The sequence below is a fragment of the Pseudomonas versuta genome (genome assembly GCF_001294575.1).
GTDB lineage: Bacteria > Pseudomonadota > Gammaproteobacteria > Pseudomonadales > Pseudomonadaceae > Aquipseudomonas > Aquipseudomonas versuta.
In genome coordinates this window covers 605,042-621,944 of record NZ_CP012676.1, presented here as the reverse complement: position 1 = coordinate 621,944, position 16,903 = coordinate 605,042, and the positions used below count along the sequence as shown (strand labels likewise).

Genomic DNA, 16,903 nt, shown 5'->3' with positions numbered 1-16,903 from the left:
CGCTTTGTTCAGCGAATTCACACCTCCATGAGCGAAGTATCGTCGGCTACCGAACAGGTCAACGAGGTTGCCCTGCGGGTGGTCAGCGCTTCCAACTCATCGATACTCAACTCCGATGAACAGGCAAGCCGTACCAACAGCGTTGCAGCCGCGATCAACGAACTGGGCGCAGCAGCCCAGGAAATCGCCCGCAACGCAGCCCAGGCGTCACATCAGGCCAGCGACGCTCGCGGCCTGGCCGAAGAGGGCCAGCAAGTGGTTGAGCGCAGCATCGGTTCGATGCAGCAACTGTCGCAAATGCTCGGCACGTCCAGCGGTCATATCGAATCACTGAACAACAAGACAGTGAATATCGGCCAGATTCTTGAAGTGATCACCAGCATTTCCCGGCAAACCAACCTGCTGGCACTCAACGCCGCGATTGAGGCCGCCCGTGCCGGTGAAGCCGGCCGCGGTTTTGCCGTGGTTGCAGATGAAGTGCGCAACCTGGCTCACCGCACCCAGGAGTCGGCGCAACAAGTACAGAAAATGATCGAGGAATTGCAGATCAGCGCACGCGAATCGGTGAGCACCATGGAAGAGAGCCAGCGTCACAGCCAGGACAGCGTACAAATCGCTAACCAGGCAGGCGAACGCCTGATCAGCGTCACCGAGCGCATTGGCGAAATCGACGGCATGAACCAGTCCGTTGCGACAGCCACCGAGGAGCAGACTTCGGTGGTCGAGTCGATCAACATGGACATCACCGAGATCAACACCCTGAATCAGGAAGGTGTAGAAAACCTTCAGTCAACCCTGCGCGCCTGTGCAGACCTTGAACAGCAAGCCGCGCGCCTCAAGCAACTGGTGGGCAGTTTCCGCATCTGAGCACCCTGCTCTCACCGCGTAACCCCTACTTGAGGATTACGCGGTGTTTTGCCCGGCTCAATTCCTGCGAACATCTATCATCCAATAGGGTCAACCCCATGGACGATAGACATTTAAAGGGCTCAAGGCCGTGCATATTGCTGACATCACCATGTTTTATGCACCCGCCAGTGGCGGCGTGCGCACTTATCTGGATGCCAAACACCGACGTCTGAGCCGTTTGCCGGATACCCGTCACAGTCTATTGGTGCCCGGCAGTAACCGGACGGAACACGACGGCATTTACCAGGTCCCCTCTCCAGCCCTGCCGTTTGGTGGCGGCTTTCGTTTCCCGATCCGCCTGGCGCCCTGGTGCAATATTTTGCAAGAACTGCAACCGGACCTGATCGAAGTCGGCGACCCCTACCTCACTGCCTGGGCCGCACTCGATGCCCGACGCCAACTTGATGTTCCGGTCATAGGCTTTTATCACTCCGATCTGCCACTGCTGGTGCGCAACCGTATGGGTAAATGGCTGACACCCAATGTAGAAGCGTATGTCAGCCGGCTGTACCGGCATTTCGACCGGGTTCTGGCCCCGAGCCAGATCATGGCGAACAAACTCATTGGCCTGGGCGTGGACAATGTATTCGTACAACCCCTGGGCGTTGATTTACAGACCTTCAGCCCTCAGCATCGCGACCCCGATCTGCGCGCAGAACTGCAGATAGATCCTGACGCCCATCTACTGATTTTTGCCGGGCGCGGTTCTAAAGAAAAAAACCTCCCCGTTCTGCTCGACTGCATGCGCGATTTGGGTGATGCCTGGCACCTGTTGCTGGTGGGCTCACAAATGCCAACACTGGTACCGGATAACGTCACCGTCATCGACGACTTTTGCCCGGCGACTCAGCTGGCCCGCCTCATGGCCAGTGCCGATGCGCTGGTGCATGCCGGTGATCAGGAAACCTTTGGCCTGGTCATTCTCGAAGCCATGGCCAGCGGTATTCCGGTGGTGGCCGTGGACGCCGGGGCGTTCAGGGAAATCGTGCACGATGAAGTGGGCCTGCTGTGCCAACCGAACAACCCTAAGGCGATGGCCAACGCCGTACGTGAGCTGTTTGCCAATCACCCGGCCCAACTGGGGCGTCAGGCACGTCAACGAGCCGAACTGCACTACTCATGGGATCGCGTCGTACAGGACTTGCTGGTTCATTATCACGCCTTGACCGGCACCCACCAGGCGGTGCCTGCCCATGTCTGATCGGGGCGTGGCTCTGGTACTGCATGATGTGGCCCCGCAAACCTGGCCCGACTATCAGCCCTTTGTCGAGGCCGTGGATGCAATCGGCTCCATCCCGATCACCTGGCTGGTGGTTCCGGACTTTCATCATTGCAACTCATTGGCCGGTGCCGACGCCTTGCGCAAAATGCTCGACGCCCGCGTCGCCAAGGGTGACGAACTGGTACTCCACGGTTATTTCCACAGCGACGACATGCCTGCGCCGCGCACCCCAAAAGAGTGGTTCATGCGCAGGGTGTATACCTGGGAGGGCGAGTTTTACCAGCTGTCCCAAGCGCAGGCGCTGAGCAGGCTACAACGTGGTCTTGAGGTTTTTGAGCGCTATCAATGGCCGGTGCGCGGCTTTGTCGCCCCCGCCTGGTTAATGAGCGAAGGTACACGCCAGGCCCTGCGCCAATTGCCCTTGAGTTACACCAGTGATACGCAGCACCTTTACCGCCTGCCCGGGTTTACAGCCATTGATGCGCCGGGGCTGGTCTGGAGTGCTGGCAGTGCATGGCGCCGGGGGCTGTCAAAAGTGGTGTGCGATCTGCGCGAGCGGCATTGGCAAAATGCACCGTTGATACGACTGGGGCTGCATCCTGTCGATATGCGCCATCGCTTTTCCCGCGATTACTGGCTTGAAACCCTCAAGCGCCTGATTGACGACGGCCGCAGGCCCATTACCAAAAGCGCATGGCTCGACTCTTTAGCTGCGCCCGCAAGCACGTCGCCAGCATGAATTGATCTCAGGTATCCGTTGGCGAGTTCGTATCCGGCGAGGGTTCTGCGGGAAGTTGCGGGTGCAACGCCAGCCACAAGGCGCGCGCATCTGAAAATTCCGTGCCGTCCTGTGGGCTCAACGCTTGTGGGTCGTAGCGGCTTAAACAGCCTTCACCCAAGGTTGCAGGGGCGGTAGAAGTGGCTTTATCGAACGGATCGGTCATGGCAAAAAATCCTTTGAAAGGCTTTGTGTTGCGCTAACCGTCCGGTAATCGCTGCTGCTGAACGAAGACTGCGATACAGGAGCCGGCTTACCGGCCCCTGAAATCCATTGCGGCATCAGAACACTACGGTTTTATTGCCGTGCACCAGCACCCGATCTTCCAGGTGATAGCGCAAGCCACGGGCCAGCACCATCTTCTCGACATCACGACCGAAACGCACCATGTCTTCAATACTGTCGCTGTGGCTGACACGCACCACGTCCTGCTCGATGATAGGTCCTGCGTCCAGTTCTTCGGTCACATAGTGGCAGGTTGCGCCAATCAGCTTTACACCACGCAGGGAAGCCTGGTGATACGGCTTGGCACCCACAAACGAAGGCAGGAAGCTGTGGTGAATATTGATGACCTGGCCAGCATATTCGCGGCACAGATCGGGCGGCAGGATTTGCATGTAGCGCGCCAGTACTACGACCTCGGCATCATGATGTTTGACCAGACGCGAGACTTCGGCGAACGCGGGTTCTTTATCTTTCGGGTCAACCGGCACATGGTAAAAAGGAATGCCGTGCCACTCGACCATACTGCGCAAGTCATTGTGGTTGGAAATGACACACGAGATATCACAGTCCAGCTCATCGCTGTGCCAGCGGTGCAGCAAGTCTGCGAGACAATGGGATTCGCGACTGGCCATCAATACCACGCGCTTTTTTTGTGCTGTATCGGTAATGCGCCACACCATTGAAAACTCTTCGGCGATCGGGGCAAATGCCTCACGAAAAGCTTCAAGTCCAAATGGCAGGGAATCGGCACGAATCTCGTGACGCATAAAGAACCAGCCGCTTTGATCATCCGAGTGGTGGCTCGCTTCAGTGATCCAGCCGTTGTGTGAGGCCAGGAAATTACTGACCTTGGCAACAATGCCAACGCCGTCGGGGCAGGCGATCACCAACCGAAAAGTGCGCATCAGGGGAAAACTCCAGAACTTTACTAAGGCCGCCATTCTAGCGAGTGCGCAGCAAAACGACAGTCTTCCTTGAGGCTTATTGTGCGTGTCCATAGGTCGCATAGCCTGCCAGGACCGCCTTCCATGGCAAGGCTTCCAGGGTTTTTATTGGTGAACCCAGACATTTATTAATCATTTTTAACATTCACCTGACATCGCCTTATTTAATAGCGTTCATATAGGAACGTCAGAATGTTATTAATTAAATTTTAGAATTAATCGGCGCTGGCATATTTACTTGCTGTAACTGTCTGACTATTATTGCGCCACTGTATCCCTGTAAACCCTTTCCAACATAAGGTTATCCTCATGTCCCTGATCAACGAATACCGTGCAACAGAAGAAGCTATCAAAGAACTGCAAGCTCGCCTGAAAAACCTGTCGGAAGACGACAAACTTCAAACTGAGCTGGAATTCGAAGGCAAACTGCGTACGCTGATGGGCGAATACCAAAAATCGCTGCGCGATATTATCGCCCTTCTGGATCCGGAAGCCAAAGTAAGCAAAGCACCCCGCGGTGTTGTTAAAACCACCGGCACCAAACGTGCCCGTAAGGTTAAACAATACAAAAACCCACATAACGGCGAAGTGATTGAAACCAAAGGTGGCAACCACAAGACGCTGAAAGAGTGGAAAGCCAAGTGGGGCGGCGATGTAGTTGAAGGCTGGGCAACTCTGCTCGACTAAATACCCCCGCGCGTGCGCTGCTGTGCACCGCCAATAAAAAACGCCAGCTTGCTGGCGTTTTTTATTGCCTTCTATTTACCGTCAACTATCGGTCTGCGCATCTATCCCCACGCGCCGACGCAAGCTCTGAGCATAGTGTTGCCATTCATTGAGCAGCTTCAACTGGGCGGGCTTGGCACTGCGAGAAAGCTCTTGAGCGGCACGGCTGAAATCATCCAGGGTCAGGGGGGCGCCCATGGCCGGATCGGTCAAACGCTGCCGACAGAATAATTGCCAACGCTCTTGTTCTTGCGCGTTCAAGGTATGGGGAAAGTTTCGGGCACGGTAGCGAAAGAGTAATTCAGGTAACCGCTCGTCATCAAAAGGCCAAGTATCGCGCCCTAATTGCTCTGGATCGCTGAGCCGCACTTGCTCACACAGCCGACGGTCACGCTCGCCCAGAAATCCGTCATACAACTGTTGCTCGGGGTCGCCACTGGGGGTGAAGTCTTCCTTGCCATAAATAGTGGATAACTTATCCTGCCAAACTTCCTGAGCCTCAATAAGCGTGGCGGCGCGTGATTGATATAGCGCCATGTCCATTTGCAAGCGCTCTTGATCCTGCGCCCGCACTACATTCAAGGGCGCCACCACCGGACAACGATTAATGTGTATCAATTTGAGCGCAATTGGCTGCTGACCTTCAGCCAGATCTTCGCGGCGCGTATAGAGCATCTGGCGCAAAGACTCTGCATCCATGTCCAGTAATTGCTGAGGATCAAAATGCAGATCGTAGACAATCAGCGCATTGCGGTTTTGCGGATGCCATGCCAGCGGTAATACCACCCCCGCATAATGCCTGGCCGCCGAAAAACGCCCCGAGATATGCAGCATCGGTTGCAATAACCGAACTTGATCAAGCACCCGTTGTTTGGTACGCAGCTTGAATAACCACTCATACAACTTGGGCTGTTTGTCGCGAATCAGTCGCGCTAGTGCAATCGTGGCCCGAACATCGGACAAAGCGTCATGGGCCTGGCCATGGTCAATGCCATTGGCCGCCGTCAGCCGCTCGAGCTTGAGGGTCACGCGCCCGTCTTCTTCAGGCCAGACGATTCCTTGCGGACGCAGGGCGTAAGCGGCTCGCACGACGTCAATCAAATCCCAGCGACTGTTACCGCCCTGCCACTCCCGTGCGTAAGGATCGAAGAAGTTGCGGTACAGGCTGTATCGTGTGACCTCGTCATCGAAACGCAAAGAGTTGTAGCCCGCGCCACAGGTACCGGGCATCGCCAGTTGAGCGTGGGTGCGGGTCATGAATTCAGCCTCGCCCAAGCCCTTGTCTTCCAGGCGACCAGGCGTGATGCCGGTGATTAGGCAAGCCATGGGGTGAGGGAGAATATCGTCGCTGGGCTGGCAATACAGATTGAGCGGCTGATCAATCTCATTGAGGTCGACATCAGTGCGGATACCGGCAACCTGCACCGCTCGATCGCAGCGCGGGTTAATACCGGTGGTTTCGTAGTCGTACCAAAAAATAGAGGTCACGGGGTGTTCCTGAGCAGTAGACCCCGCAAGTCTAGGCGTTCAAACCCGGGCAAGACCAGCCCTGCGAAGTCTGCGGCGCGCATTGGAGGTCATGCAGAAGCCTCTAACGGGTGAAAGCTGAAGTATTGGCGCAAGGCACTGACCAGCGCCCCGTACTCCTCTGGCGGTTGATACAGAATAAAACCGGTGTCATAGAAAGACGGCGTGGTGTCTTCGTGTGACCACAGGCAACGTGCCCTCAGATCAATGACTTGCCGGCATCCATTAGCGTCAGGAAGCTTGAGCCGAAGTTCAAAATCGGCCCCCACCAAAATTGGCAAACGGCTGATCAGCATCAACCCGCCTTCGGACACATTGCCCAGATAGCCAATGGGCTTGTCCGTGAACCGATTGAACACACTCAAGAAATACGCCAATTGATGACGCTCGATGCGGCGCTCAGTAACCATGATGAAAATCACTATGAAAAGTCATTAAGCATGACCCCGCTACTGCTTGAAATGCCCTCGGACTTCAATTGTTCGCCGATGAACAGCGCTGCAAAAAGTTTGGGCCCCGGTTAAGCAAAAGTAGTAAACACGCTCAGATAATAGTAAAGCGATGGCAGATAGCCATCGGCCAGTTCACGCATCATTGAATAGTTGCCGGTAACGCCGGAACAAAGCCGGAGCTTGGGATGAACTTCAGGATGCGCAAGGTCTCAATCCGCGCCCTGGCCCGATAGGCATACTCGCTCTTGGGGAACTCGTTGATGATGTATTGGTAAGTCTGGGCGGCATCCAGATAAAACTTCGTCCGCTCCAGACACAGCCCGCGCAACATGGCGGTCTGCGGCCAGATGTACGGGCGACTGCGGCTTTCGCGGTCAACCTCGGACAATTCCAGCATCACCGCCTCGCAGTTGCCCCGGTCATAAGCACGGTAGGCACTGTTGAGGTGGTGATTCATCGACCAGCGGGTGCAGCCGGACACACTGCCGACCATCAACAAAACCAGTAAAAATCGCATGGGCATCTCCTGTCCTGAACAGTGTATCGGCCCAGCGGGTAAATTCTTGACCTTTGCCATGCACCACAACTTAAGTCGAAAGTAGTGCAGAGGAACAATGACTACAGCCAAAGACCATAGTAGCCTTTGGCTGCGCTTGAACTCAGGAGTCTTTGCATGTCCGTTCGTCGAACTAAAATCGTTGCCACACTTGGCCCTGCCAGCAATTCACCGGAGATGCTGGAACAGCTGATCCTCGCTGGCCTGGACGTCGCCCGTCTGAACTTTTCCCACGGCACCCCGGATGAGCATAAGGCTCGTGCCAAGCTGGTGCGTGAAATCGCTGCCAAGCATGGCCGCTTTGTTGCCCTGCTGGGTGACCTGCAAGGCCCGAAAATTCGCATCGCCAAATTCGCCAACAAGAAGATCGAGCTGAAGGTCGGTGATCAATTCACCTTCTCCACCAGCCATCCGTTGACTGAAGGCAACCAGCAAGTAGTCGGGATCGACTACCCGGATCTGGTCAAAGATTGCGGCGTCGGCGACGAGCTGCTGCTCGATGACGGCCGTGTCGTGATGCGCGTAGACACCGCTACCGATGACGCTCTGCACTGCACCGTGCTGATCGGTGGCCCACTGTCTGACCACAAAGGCATCAACCGTCGTGGTGGCGGTCTGACCGCACCGGCCCTGACTGAAAAAGACAAGGCTGACATCAAGCTGGCTGCCGAAATGGAAGTCGACTACCTGGCCGTGTCGTTCCCACGCGACGCCGCCGATATGGAATACGCCCGTCAACTGCGTGATGAAGCGGGCGGTACTGCCTGGCTGGTCGCGAAAATTGAACGCGCTGAAGCCGTAGCGGATGACGAAACCCTCGACGGCCTGATCAAGGCCAGTGACGCAGTCATGGTTGCCCGTGGCGACCTGGGCGTTGAAATCGGCGATGCCGAGCTGGTGGGCATTCAGAAGAAAATCATTCTGCATGCACGTCGCCACAACAAAGCGGTAATCGTGGCGACCCAGATGATGGAGTCGATGATCCAGAACCCGATGCCGACTCGCGCCGAAGTGTCCGACGTTGCCAACGCCGTTCTCGACTACACCGACGCCGTGATGCTCTCGGCTGAAAGTGCTGCCGGTGCTTACCCGCTGGAAGCGGTACAAGCCATGGCACGGATCTGTGTCGGCGCTGAAAAGCACCCGACCAGCAAGACCTCCAGCCACCGCATCGGTAAAGTCTTCGAAAGCTGTGACCAGAGCATTGCGCTGGCGGCCATGTACACCGCCAACCACTTCCCTGGCGTCAAGGCGATCATCGCTCTGACCGAAAGCGGTTACACGCCGTTGATCATGTCGCGCATCCGTTCCTCGGTGCCGATCTACGCGTTCTCCCCGCACCGTGAAACCCAGGCTCGTGCCGCCATGTTCCGTGGCGTTTACACCGTGCCGTTCGACCCGGCTTCACTGCCGCCAGAACAAGTCAGCCAGGCGGCTATCGACGAACTGCTCAAGCGTGGCGTCGTAGAAAATGGTGACTGGGTCATCCTGACCAAGGGCGACAGCTACCACACCATCGGTGGCACCAACGGCATGAAGATTCTGCATGTCGGCGACAAAATGGTTTAAGTCCCACAAGACTTGAACTAAAAAACCCCGCAGCGATGCGCAAAGCTGTTCACCGAAGTAACCCCTGCCTTTGTAGGAGCGAGCCTGTCTCGCGATGATTGTTAACGAAAACGCCGTGTTAACAGATTAAACACGGCGTTTTCGAGACCATCGCGAGGCAAGCTCGCTCCTACAGTTGAGATAGCAGTCGTTTAGGTGAACAGCATTGCGCAGCGATGCGGGGTTTTTTATGCCTGCCGTTTCAACAACAGCCGTTAAAACGCATCGCCCGGCACCCGTACCCAACCTTCCATCAAGACTCGCGCGCTGCGGCTCATGATGGCTTTGGTGACGGTCCATTCACCATTGACTTGCTGCGCTTGCGCGCCTACCCGCAAGGTGCCCGATGGATGCCCAAAACGCACGGCGCTGCGCAACTCGCCACCCGCCGCAAGGTTAACCAGAGTGCCCGGGATCGCGGCTGCAGTGCCGATCGCGACCGCTGCAGTCCCCATCATCGCGTGGTGCAACTTGCCCATCGACAATGCCCGCACCAGCAAATCGACGCTCTGTGCAGGCACCGGCTTGCCGCTGGATGACACGTAATCGGTCGGCCCGGCAACAAAGGCCAGCTTGGGCGTATGTTGACGTTTGGCAGCCTCTTCGAGCCTGTCGATCAACCCCATGCGCAGCGCACCGTGGGCTCGAATGGTTTCGAACATGGCCAGTGCTTTCGGGTCGCTGTTGATGTCGTTTTGCAATTCCGTACCGGTATAACCGATGGCCTGTGCATTGACGAATATGGTCGGGATACCTGCGTTGATCAGGGTGACTTTCAAGGTGCCGACCCCGGGTACTTCGAGGTCATCAACCAGGTTGCCGGTAGGGAACATCGAACCGCCTGCGCCCTCCTCGTCTGCAGCCGGGTCAAGGAACTCCAGCTGAACCTCGGCGGCAGGAAAGGTCACGCCATCGAGTTCAAAGTCGCCGGTTTCCTGAACTGCGCCGTCGGTGATCGGCACATGGGCAATGATGGTCTTGCCAATGTTGGCTTGCCAGATACGCACCACGGCCGTGCCGTTTTGCGGGAGACGCGCCGCGTCCACCAGACCGCTGCTGATCGCAAACGAACCGACAGCCGCCGACAGGTTGCCGCAGTTACCGCTCCAGTCTACGAACGGCTTGTCGATCGACACCTGGCCAAACAGATAGTCGACATCATGATCGTCTCGCAGGCTTTTGCTGACAATCACGGTTTTGCTGGTGCTGGAGGTCGCCGCGCCCATGCCGTCAATCTGCTTTTCGTACGGGTCCGGGCTGCCAATCACCCGCAACAACAGGGCATCACGGGCCGCGCCCGGCACCTGAGCCAGGACGGGCAAGTCGAGCAGACTGAAAAACACCCCTTTACTGGTACCACCGCGCATATAAGTCGCAGGGATTTTGATTTGCGCTGCATAGGCCATAACACTGTTCCCCTTAGGGCCGGGGCTCGGGGCCCCGGCACTGCAATTAAGCCGTGGCCGACTCAAGGAAGTCCTGGGCAAAGCGCTGCAACACGCCGCCGGCTTCATAGATGGAAACCTCTTCGGCAGTGTCCAGACGGCACATCACCGGCACCTCGACGCGTTCGCCGTTTTTGCGGGTAATCACCAGCGTCAACGTGGCGCGCGGAGTGCGCTCGCCGATCACGTCGTAAGTCTCGCTACCGTCGATCTGCAGGGTCTTGCGATTGGTACCCGGCATGAATTCCAGCGGCAACACGCCCATCCCTACCAGGTTGGTGCGGTGAATCCGCTCAAAGCCCTCTGCCGCAATGGCTTCGACCCCGGCCAGACGCACGCCCTTGGCAGCCCAGTCACGGGACGAGCCCTGACCGTAATCGGCACCGGCAATGATGATCAGCGGCTGCTTGCGATCCATGTAGGTTTCGATGGCTTCCCACATGCGCATCACCTGGCCTTCAGGCTCAAGACGGGTCAACGAACCCTGCTTGACCTTGCCGTCCTCGATCACCATTTCGTTGAACAGTTTCGGGTTGGCGAAAGTGGCGCGCTGGGCGGTCAGGTGATCGCCCCTGTGCGTGGCATAGGAGTTGAAGTCGACTTCCGGCAGGCCCATTTTTGCCAGGTACTCACCGGCGGCGCTGTCGAGCATGATCGCGTTGGACGGCGACAGGTGATCGGTGGTGATGTTGTCCGGCAGCACTGCCAGCGGGCGCATGCCCTTGAGCGGACGCGCACCGGCCAGAGCGCCTTCCCAATACGGCGGACGACGAATGTAAGTGCTTTGCGGGCGCCAGTTATAAAGCGGCTCGACTTTAGGACCGGTGTCTTCATGAATGGCAAACATCGGAATGTAAACCTGACGGAACTGCTCCGGCTTGACCGAGCGCTTGACCACGGCGTCGATTTCTTCGTCGCTCGGCCAGATATCTTTCAGACGTACTTCGTTACCGTCGGCATCCAGCCCCAGCACGTCTTTTTCGATATCGAAACGGATGGTACCGGCGATCGCATAGGCCACCACCAACGGCGGCGAAGCCAGAAATGCCTGCTTGGCGTACGGGTGAATCCGCCCGTCAAAGTTGCGATTGCCCGAGAGCACGGCCGTGGCATAGAGATCACGATCAATGATTTCCTGCTGGATGACCGGGTCCAGCGCCCCGGACATGCCATTGCAGGTGGTGCAGGCAAAGGCCACCACACCAAAGCCCAACTGCTCCAGCTCCTGGGTCAGACCGGCTTCGTCCAGATACAGGGCAACGGTTTTCGAGCCGGGTGCCAGTGACGACTTGACCCATGGCTTACGGGTCAGACCGAGTCTGTTGGCGTTGCGGGCGATCAGGCCTGCCGCAATCACGTTGCGCGGGTTGCTGGTGTTGGTGCAGCTGGTGATGGCGGCAATGATCACCGCGCCATCAGGCATTTGCCCCGGCACGTCATCCCACTGACCGGCAATCCCCTTGGCCGCAAGGTCGCTGGTGGCGACGCGGGCGTGGGGGTTGCTCGGGCCTGCCATGTTGCGCACAACACTGGACAGGTCAAAACTCAGGCCGCGCTCGTATTGCGCCTGTTTAAGGCTGTCGCCCCACAGGCCGGTGAGCCTGGCGTAGCTTTCGACCAACTGCACTTGCTGGTCTTCGCGACCGGTCAGCTTGAGGTAGTCGATGGTTTGCTGGTCGATGTAGAACATCGCAGCCGTGGCCCCGTACTCCGGAGCCATGTTGGAGATGGTGGCGCGGTCCCCCAGGGTCAGCGCCGCAGCACCTTCGCCGAAGAACTCCAGCCAGGCGCCGACGACTTTTTGCTTGCGCAGGTACTCGGTCAGCGCCAGCACCATATCGGTCGCCGTGATACCCGGCTGCAGCTTGCCAGTCAACTCAACACCGACGATTTCCGGCAGGCGCATCCACGAAGCACGGCCGAGCATCACGCTCTCGGCTTCAAGCCCCCCCACACCAATGGCAATAACGCCCAGGGAATCAACGTGCGGGGTATGGCTGTCGGTGCCGACGCAGGTATCCGGGAATGCCACACCGTCACGCACCTGGATCACCGGAGACATTTTCTCCAGGTTGATCTGGTGCATGATGCCGTTGCCCGGCGGAATGACGTCGACGTTTTTGAAAGCTTTTTTGGTCCACTCAATAAAGTGGAAGCGGTCTTCGTTGCGACGGTCCTCAATAGCGCGGTTCTTTTCAAACGCCTCGGGATCGTTACCGTCACGCTCCACCGCCAACGAGTGGTCGACAATCAATTGGGTCGGAACCACCGGGTTGACCTGCGCCGGATCACCGCCTTGCAGGGCAATGGCGTCGCGCAAACCGGCGAGATCGACCAGCGCGGTCTGCCCGAGAATGTCGTGGCACACCACACGCGCCGGAAACCAGGGAAAGTCGAGGTCGCGCTTGCGCTCGATCAACTGGCTCAATGAGGCGTTCAGGGTCGCAGGGTCACAGCGACGTACCAGGTTTTCGGCCAGTACCCGGGAGGTGTAAGGCAGGGTGTCGTAAGCACCGGGCTTGATCGCATCGACCGCCGCGCGGGTGTCGTAATAATCCAGCCGGGTGCCCGGTAGTGTTTTGCGAAATTCAGTATTCATGGCGTGGGACTCGATCACGGTTAGGTCTGAGGCGACTCACCCCTGCTGTAGGAGCGAGCTTGCTCGCGAGCTGTTTAAAGAGCTCGCGAGCAAGCTCGCGCCTACAGGGTGGACAGGTTCAAGCAGCCTGCTGGTCAGCGGCGTTCGATTGGCACGAACTTGCGCTGTTCGACGCCGATGTACTCGGCACTCGGGCGGATGATGCGGTTGTTGGCACGCTGTTCGAACACGTGCGCAGCCCAGCCGGTCAGACGTGAGCAGACAAAGATCGGGGTAAACAGCTTGGTGGGAATGCCCATGAAGTGATACGCCGAGGCATGGTAGAAGTCGGCGTTGGGGAACAGCATCTTTTGCTCCCACATGGTTTTGTCGATGGCTTCGGAAACCGGGAACAAGGTGGTGTCACCCACTTCGTCAGCCAGTTTTTTCGACCAGCCCTTGATCACTTCGTTACGCGGATCGCTGTCTTTATAGATCGCGTGGCCAAAGCCCATGATCTTGTCTTTGCGCGCCAGCATATCGAGGGTGCCCTGGACTGCTTCTTCTGCCGAACTGAAGCGTTCGATCATTTCCATTGCCGCTTCGTTGGCGCCACCGTGCAGTGGGCCGCGTAGCGCGCCGATCGCGGCCGTGATGCACGAGTACAGGTCGGACAAGGTCGATGCACAGACCCGCGCCGTGAACGTCGAGGCATTGAATTCGTGCTCGGCATACAGAATCAGCGACACGTTCATCACCTTGACGTGCAGCTCGCTCGGTTTCTTGTCGTGCAACAGGTGCAGGAAGTGACCGCCAATGGACTCTTCGTCGGTCACGCAGTTGATGCGCAGGCCGTCATGGCTGAAGCGATACCAGTAGCACATGATGGCCGGGAAAGCGGCCAGCAGCCGATCGGTTACGTCGCGCTCACGGGCGAAGTCCAGCTCGGGCTCAAGGTTGCCCAGGAACGAACAGCCGGTACGCATCACATCCATCGGATGGGCGTCGGCGGGGATGCGCTCCAGCACTTCCTTCAGGGTTTGCGGCAAGTCGCGCAGGGTTTTGAGCTTGCCCATATAGGCCGCCAGCTCGGTTTTGTTCGGCAGCTCGCCGTACAGCAGCAGATAGGCCACTTCTTCAAAGCGGGCTTCGGCTGCCAGCTCACGTACGTCATAACCACGGTAAGTGAGTCCCGCGCCTTCCTGGCCAACGGTGGACAAGGCTGTTTGCCCGGCCACCTGGCCGCGTAATCCGGCGCCACTCAATACTTTTGCTTCGGCCATTGCGCTCTCCAATCTTGAATTTGTTAGGGATTCGGCAAGTTCTAAAACGTAATCACGGGGTGATCGTAAACTCTGTAGTCGCTGCCGAGCCCTGCGAGGCTGCGAAGCAGTCGTAAACCTTAAAACACACTATGTCTGACTGATCGCGTCGTCTGGTTTGCGACCGCTTCGCGCTCGATCACAGCCTCGCATGGCTCGACAGCGACTACGGGTATTGCGCCTACTTCTTGGCGGCAAACACGGCGTCGAGTTTTTGCTCGAAGGAGTGGTAGTTGATGGCGTCGTACAGCTCCATACGGGTTTGCATGGTGTCGATCACGTTCTGCTGGGTACCGTCGCGGCGGATGGCGCCGTAGACGTTTTCAGCTGCCTTGTTCATCGCCCGGAATGCCGACAGCGGGTACAGCACCAGCGATACATCGGCACCGGCCAGTTGCTCGGTGGTGTACAGCGGCGTGGCGCCGAACTCGGTGATGTTGGCCAGAATTGGCGCTTTCACCCGGTTGGCGAACAGTTTGTACATCTCAAGCTCGGTAATGGCTTCCGGGAACACCATATCGGCACCGGCTTCAACACAGGCGGCAGCACGTTCCAGCGCCGACTCCAGGCCCTCGACCGCCAAGGCATCGGTGCGCGCCATGATCACGAAGCTGTCATCGGTCCGGGCATCAACGGCCGCTTTGATACGGTCGACCATCTCTTGCAGCGAGACGATTTCCTTGTTCGGACGATGGCCACAACGCTTGGCACCGACCTGGTCTTCGATGTGAATCGCCGCCGCGCCAAACTTGATCATCGATTTGACGGTGCGCGACACGTTGAAGAACGAAGAGCCGAAGCCCGTGTCCACGTCCACCAGCAGCGGCAGGTCGCACACGTCGGTGATGCGCCGGACATCGGTCAGTACATCGTCCAGGCCGGTAATGCCCAGGTCCGGCACGCCCAGGGAGCCTGCAGCGACACCGCCACCCGACAGATAAATCGCCTTGAAACCGGCACGTTTGGCCAGCAATGCATGGTTGGCGTTGATCGCACCCACAACCTGCAAAGGATGTTCACTGGCGACTGCATCACGGAAACGCTGGCCTGGACTGTTTTTATTGCTCATGACTCACCTCGTGGAGTGGCTGTCTGCTGGGCGCTGTCTTGGTAGTGACGCGCAATATTGCGTTTCGAGGCGCCGATATGGCGGCGCATCAACAATTCGGCCAATTCGCCGTCGCGATCGGCAATGGCATCGAGAATGCGGTGGTGCTCGGCGAATGCCTGATGCGGGCGATTGGGCGTGGTGGAAAACTGGATGCGGTACATGCGCACCAGCTGGTAGAGCTCGCCGCAGAGCATTTGGGTCAGGGTGCGATTGCCGCTGCCTTGAATGATCTTGTAGTGAAAATCGAAGTCGCCTTCCTGCTGGTAGTAGCCGACACCTGCTTGAAACGCCTCATCGCGCTCATGGGTTTCGAGCACCCGACGCAGCTCGGCGATGTCTTCATCGCTCATGCGTTCGGCAGCGAGGCGGCAGGCCATGCCTTCGAGGGACTCGCGAATTTCGTAGAGCTCAATCAGTTCGGCGTGACTTAACGACACTACCCGGGCGCCCACATGAGGGATTCGCACCAGCAGACGCTGACCTTCCAGACGGTGAATCGCTTCACGCAATGGCCCGCGGCTGATGCCATAGGTGCGAGCCAGTTCAGGTTCGGAGATCTTGCTGCCGGGAGCGATTTCACCTTTGACAATAGCTGCCTGAATACGCCGGAAGACGTTCTCGGAAAGGGTTTCCGAATCGTCCACAGCGATGACGGCGGGATCTAGTGCTTGCAGCATATTGTCGACACCTTGCAAATCAATAGCCCTGAAATTAGCGATTTTGGCGCTAACAGTCAAAGTATAAATAAAGATTGTCGACAATCAGCCCGTACGACCTTAGTTGAATCGACAGCCCGCAGGCCCCGGTCAAAGTGCCTCAACGCTAGCGCCATGTAACCTTCATGTTAGAATGCCGCCCGCATCCGCCCTGCCCTCTTCCGGGGGCAGCCGCACGAGGAAACTTGCTCTGTACTGCCAGTGCCTTGAACTGAAGATTGCAAGAGACCGCGCCCCGATTTATGAAATTTTTCCCCCTCTATACCCTCCTTTGTCTGCTGTGCGTACCGGGCTTGAGCCTTGGTGGCGAAAAGACCGTGTACGGCCTCAATGAATACGCCGAACTGGCGGGCATTGATCTGCAAGTGGCCGCCAAACTCGACACCGGCGCCAAAACCGCGTCCCTCAGTGCCCGTGACATAAAGCGTTTCAAACGTGACGGAGAGAGCTGGGTACGCTTCTATCTGGCCATTGATGACGCCCATTCGCACCCCATCGAACGCCCACTGGCGCGGGTCAGCAAGATCAAGCGCCGCTCGGGCGACTACGATCCCCAGGCTGACAAGAACTACACCTCGCGCCCTGTGATTGCCCTGGAAATTTGCATGGGCAAGGCTTTACGCACCATAGAAGTGAACTTGACTGATAGAAGTGCGTTCCAATACCCGTTATTGATCGGCTCCGAAGCACTCAAGCGCTTTGATGCGCTGGTCGACCCAAGTCTTAAATACGCTGCTGGCAAACCTGCCTGCGTCGCTAACGCTCAAACCGCAGAGTAATTGAA

Annotated in this window: 16 protein-coding genes; 6 read left to right on the top strand and 10 right to left on the bottom strand. The window is 57.6% G+C overall.

Going from position 1 to position 16,903, the window contains the following annotated elements:
- Window positions 1-27: 27 nt before the first annotated feature.
- The 3 genes from AOC04_RS24400 (at window position 28) to AOC04_RS02900 (ending at window position 2,870) form a co-directional block, all read left to right on the top strand.
- The gene (locus tag AOC04_RS24400) at window positions 28-867 is read left to right on the top strand and encodes a methyl-accepting chemotaxis protein (protein ID WP_418054944.1); all 840 of its coding nucleotides are present in this window, start codon (window positions 28-30) and stop codon (window positions 865-867) included.
- Window positions 868-997: 130 nt separating this feature from the next.
- On the top strand, window positions 998-2,110 hold the full coding sequence (locus AOC04_RS02905; RefSeq protein WP_060691075.1) for a glycosyltransferase family 4 protein: 1,113 nt from the start codon (window positions 998-1,000) through the stop codon (window positions 2,108-2,110).
- On the top strand, window positions 2,103-2,870 hold the full coding sequence (locus AOC04_RS02900; protein WP_060691074.1) for a DUF2334 domain-containing protein: 768 nt from the start codon (window positions 2,103-2,105) through the stop codon (window positions 2,868-2,870). Before AOC04_RS02905 ends, AOC04_RS02900 begins: the two co-directional genes overlap by 8 nt.
- Before the next feature lie 7 nt (window positions 2,871-2,877).
- Here the strand turns inward: AOC04_RS02900 and AOC04_RS02895 are convergent, their stop codons facing one another.
- Together AOC04_RS02895 and purU are read right to left on the bottom strand one after the other, a co-directional pair.
- A complete protein-coding gene (locus AOC04_RS02895) occupies window positions 2,878-3,075 on the bottom strand; it encodes a hypothetical protein (protein ID WP_060691073.1) in 198 nt (65 codons plus the stop codon).
- A gap of 115 nt (window positions 3,076-3,190) precedes the next feature.
- Window positions 3,191-4,039, bottom strand: coding sequence for a formyltetrahydrofolate deformylase (gene purU / locus AOC04_RS02890; RefSeq protein ID WP_060691072.1), 849 nt, complete (start codon window positions 4,037-4,039; stop codon window positions 3,191-3,193).
- Between the two features lie 348 nt (window positions 4,040-4,387).
- Here purU and mvaT point away from each other — a divergent pair, with 348 nt between their 5' ends.
- Entirely contained in the window at window positions 4,388-4,765 is a 378-nt protein-coding gene (gene mvaT / locus AOC04_RS02885; RefSeq protein WP_003442624.1) for a histone-like nucleoid-structuring protein MvaT, read from the top strand.
- A gap of 81 nt (window positions 4,766-4,846) precedes the next feature.
- Here the strand turns inward: mvaT and sbcB are convergent, their stop codons facing one another.
- From sbcB to AOC04_RS02870, 3 genes are all read right to left on the bottom strand, one after another.
- The gene (gene sbcB, locus AOC04_RS02880; protein ID WP_060691071.1) at window positions 4,847-6,292 is read right to left on the bottom strand and encodes an exodeoxyribonuclease I; all 1,446 of its coding nucleotides are present in this window, start codon (window positions 6,290-6,292) and stop codon (window positions 4,847-4,849) included.
- 89 nt (window positions 6,293-6,381) lie between these two features.
- Window positions 6,382-6,741, bottom strand: coding sequence for a PilZ domain-containing protein (locus AOC04_RS02875; protein ID WP_060696856.1), 360 nt, complete (start codon window positions 6,739-6,741; stop codon window positions 6,382-6,384).
- A 181-nt stretch (window positions 6,742-6,922) separates the two neighbouring features.
- Window positions 6,923-7,300 carry a tetratricopeptide repeat protein gene (locus tag AOC04_RS02870; RefSeq protein ID WP_060691070.1) on the bottom strand — a complete coding sequence of 126 codons (378 nt, stop codon included), beginning with the start codon at window positions 7,298-7,300 and terminating at the stop codon, window positions 6,923-6,925.
- Between the two features lie 156 nt (window positions 7,301-7,456).
- Between AOC04_RS02870 and pyk the strand changes: the two genes are divergently transcribed.
- Window positions 7,457-8,908 (top strand): pyruvate kinase, encoded by a 1,452-nt coding sequence (gene pyk, locus AOC04_RS02865; RefSeq protein WP_060691069.1) that lies wholly within the window; start codon window positions 7,457-7,459, stop codon window positions 8,906-8,908.
- Window positions 8,909-9,162: 254 nt separating this feature from the next.
- Here the strand turns inward: pyk and prpF are convergent, their stop codons facing one another.
- The 5 genes from prpF to AOC04_RS02840 form a co-directional block, all read right to left on the bottom strand.
- Window positions 9,163-10,353, bottom strand: coding sequence for a 2-methylaconitate cis-trans isomerase PrpF (gene prpF, locus AOC04_RS02860; RefSeq protein ID WP_060691068.1), 1,191 nt, complete (start codon window positions 10,351-10,353; stop codon window positions 9,163-9,165).
- Between the two features lie 46 nt (window positions 10,354-10,399).
- Window positions 10,400-12,991, bottom strand: coding sequence for a Fe/S-dependent 2-methylisocitrate dehydratase AcnD (acnD, locus tag AOC04_RS02855; RefSeq protein ID WP_060691067.1), 2,592 nt, complete (start codon window positions 12,989-12,991; stop codon window positions 10,400-10,402).
- 134 nt (window positions 12,992-13,125) lie between these two features.
- Window positions 13,126-14,253: a bifunctional 2-methylcitrate synthase/citrate synthase gene (prpC, locus tag AOC04_RS02850; RefSeq protein WP_060691066.1), complete on the bottom strand. Its 1,128-nt coding sequence runs from the start codon at window positions 14,251-14,253 to the stop codon at window positions 13,126-13,128.
- Between the two features lie 220 nt (window positions 14,254-14,473).
- Window positions 14,474-15,361, bottom strand: coding sequence for a methylisocitrate lyase (gene prpB / locus AOC04_RS02845; RefSeq protein WP_060691065.1), 888 nt, complete (start codon window positions 15,359-15,361; stop codon window positions 14,474-14,476).
- Window positions 15,358-16,080, bottom strand: coding sequence for a GntR family transcriptional regulator (locus AOC04_RS02840; protein ID WP_060691064.1), 723 nt, complete (start codon window positions 16,078-16,080; stop codon window positions 15,358-15,360). The genes prpB and AOC04_RS02840 overlap by 4 nt, the downstream gene beginning before the upstream one ends.
- 281 nt (window positions 16,081-16,361) lie before the next feature.
- Between AOC04_RS02840 and rloA the strand changes: the two genes are divergently transcribed.
- Window positions 16,362-16,898, top strand: coding sequence for a retropepsin-like aspartic peptidase RloA (gene rloA, locus AOC04_RS02835; RefSeq protein ID WP_060691063.1), 537 nt, complete (start codon window positions 16,362-16,364; stop codon window positions 16,896-16,898).
- Window positions 16,899-16,903 lie beyond the last annotated feature (5 nt).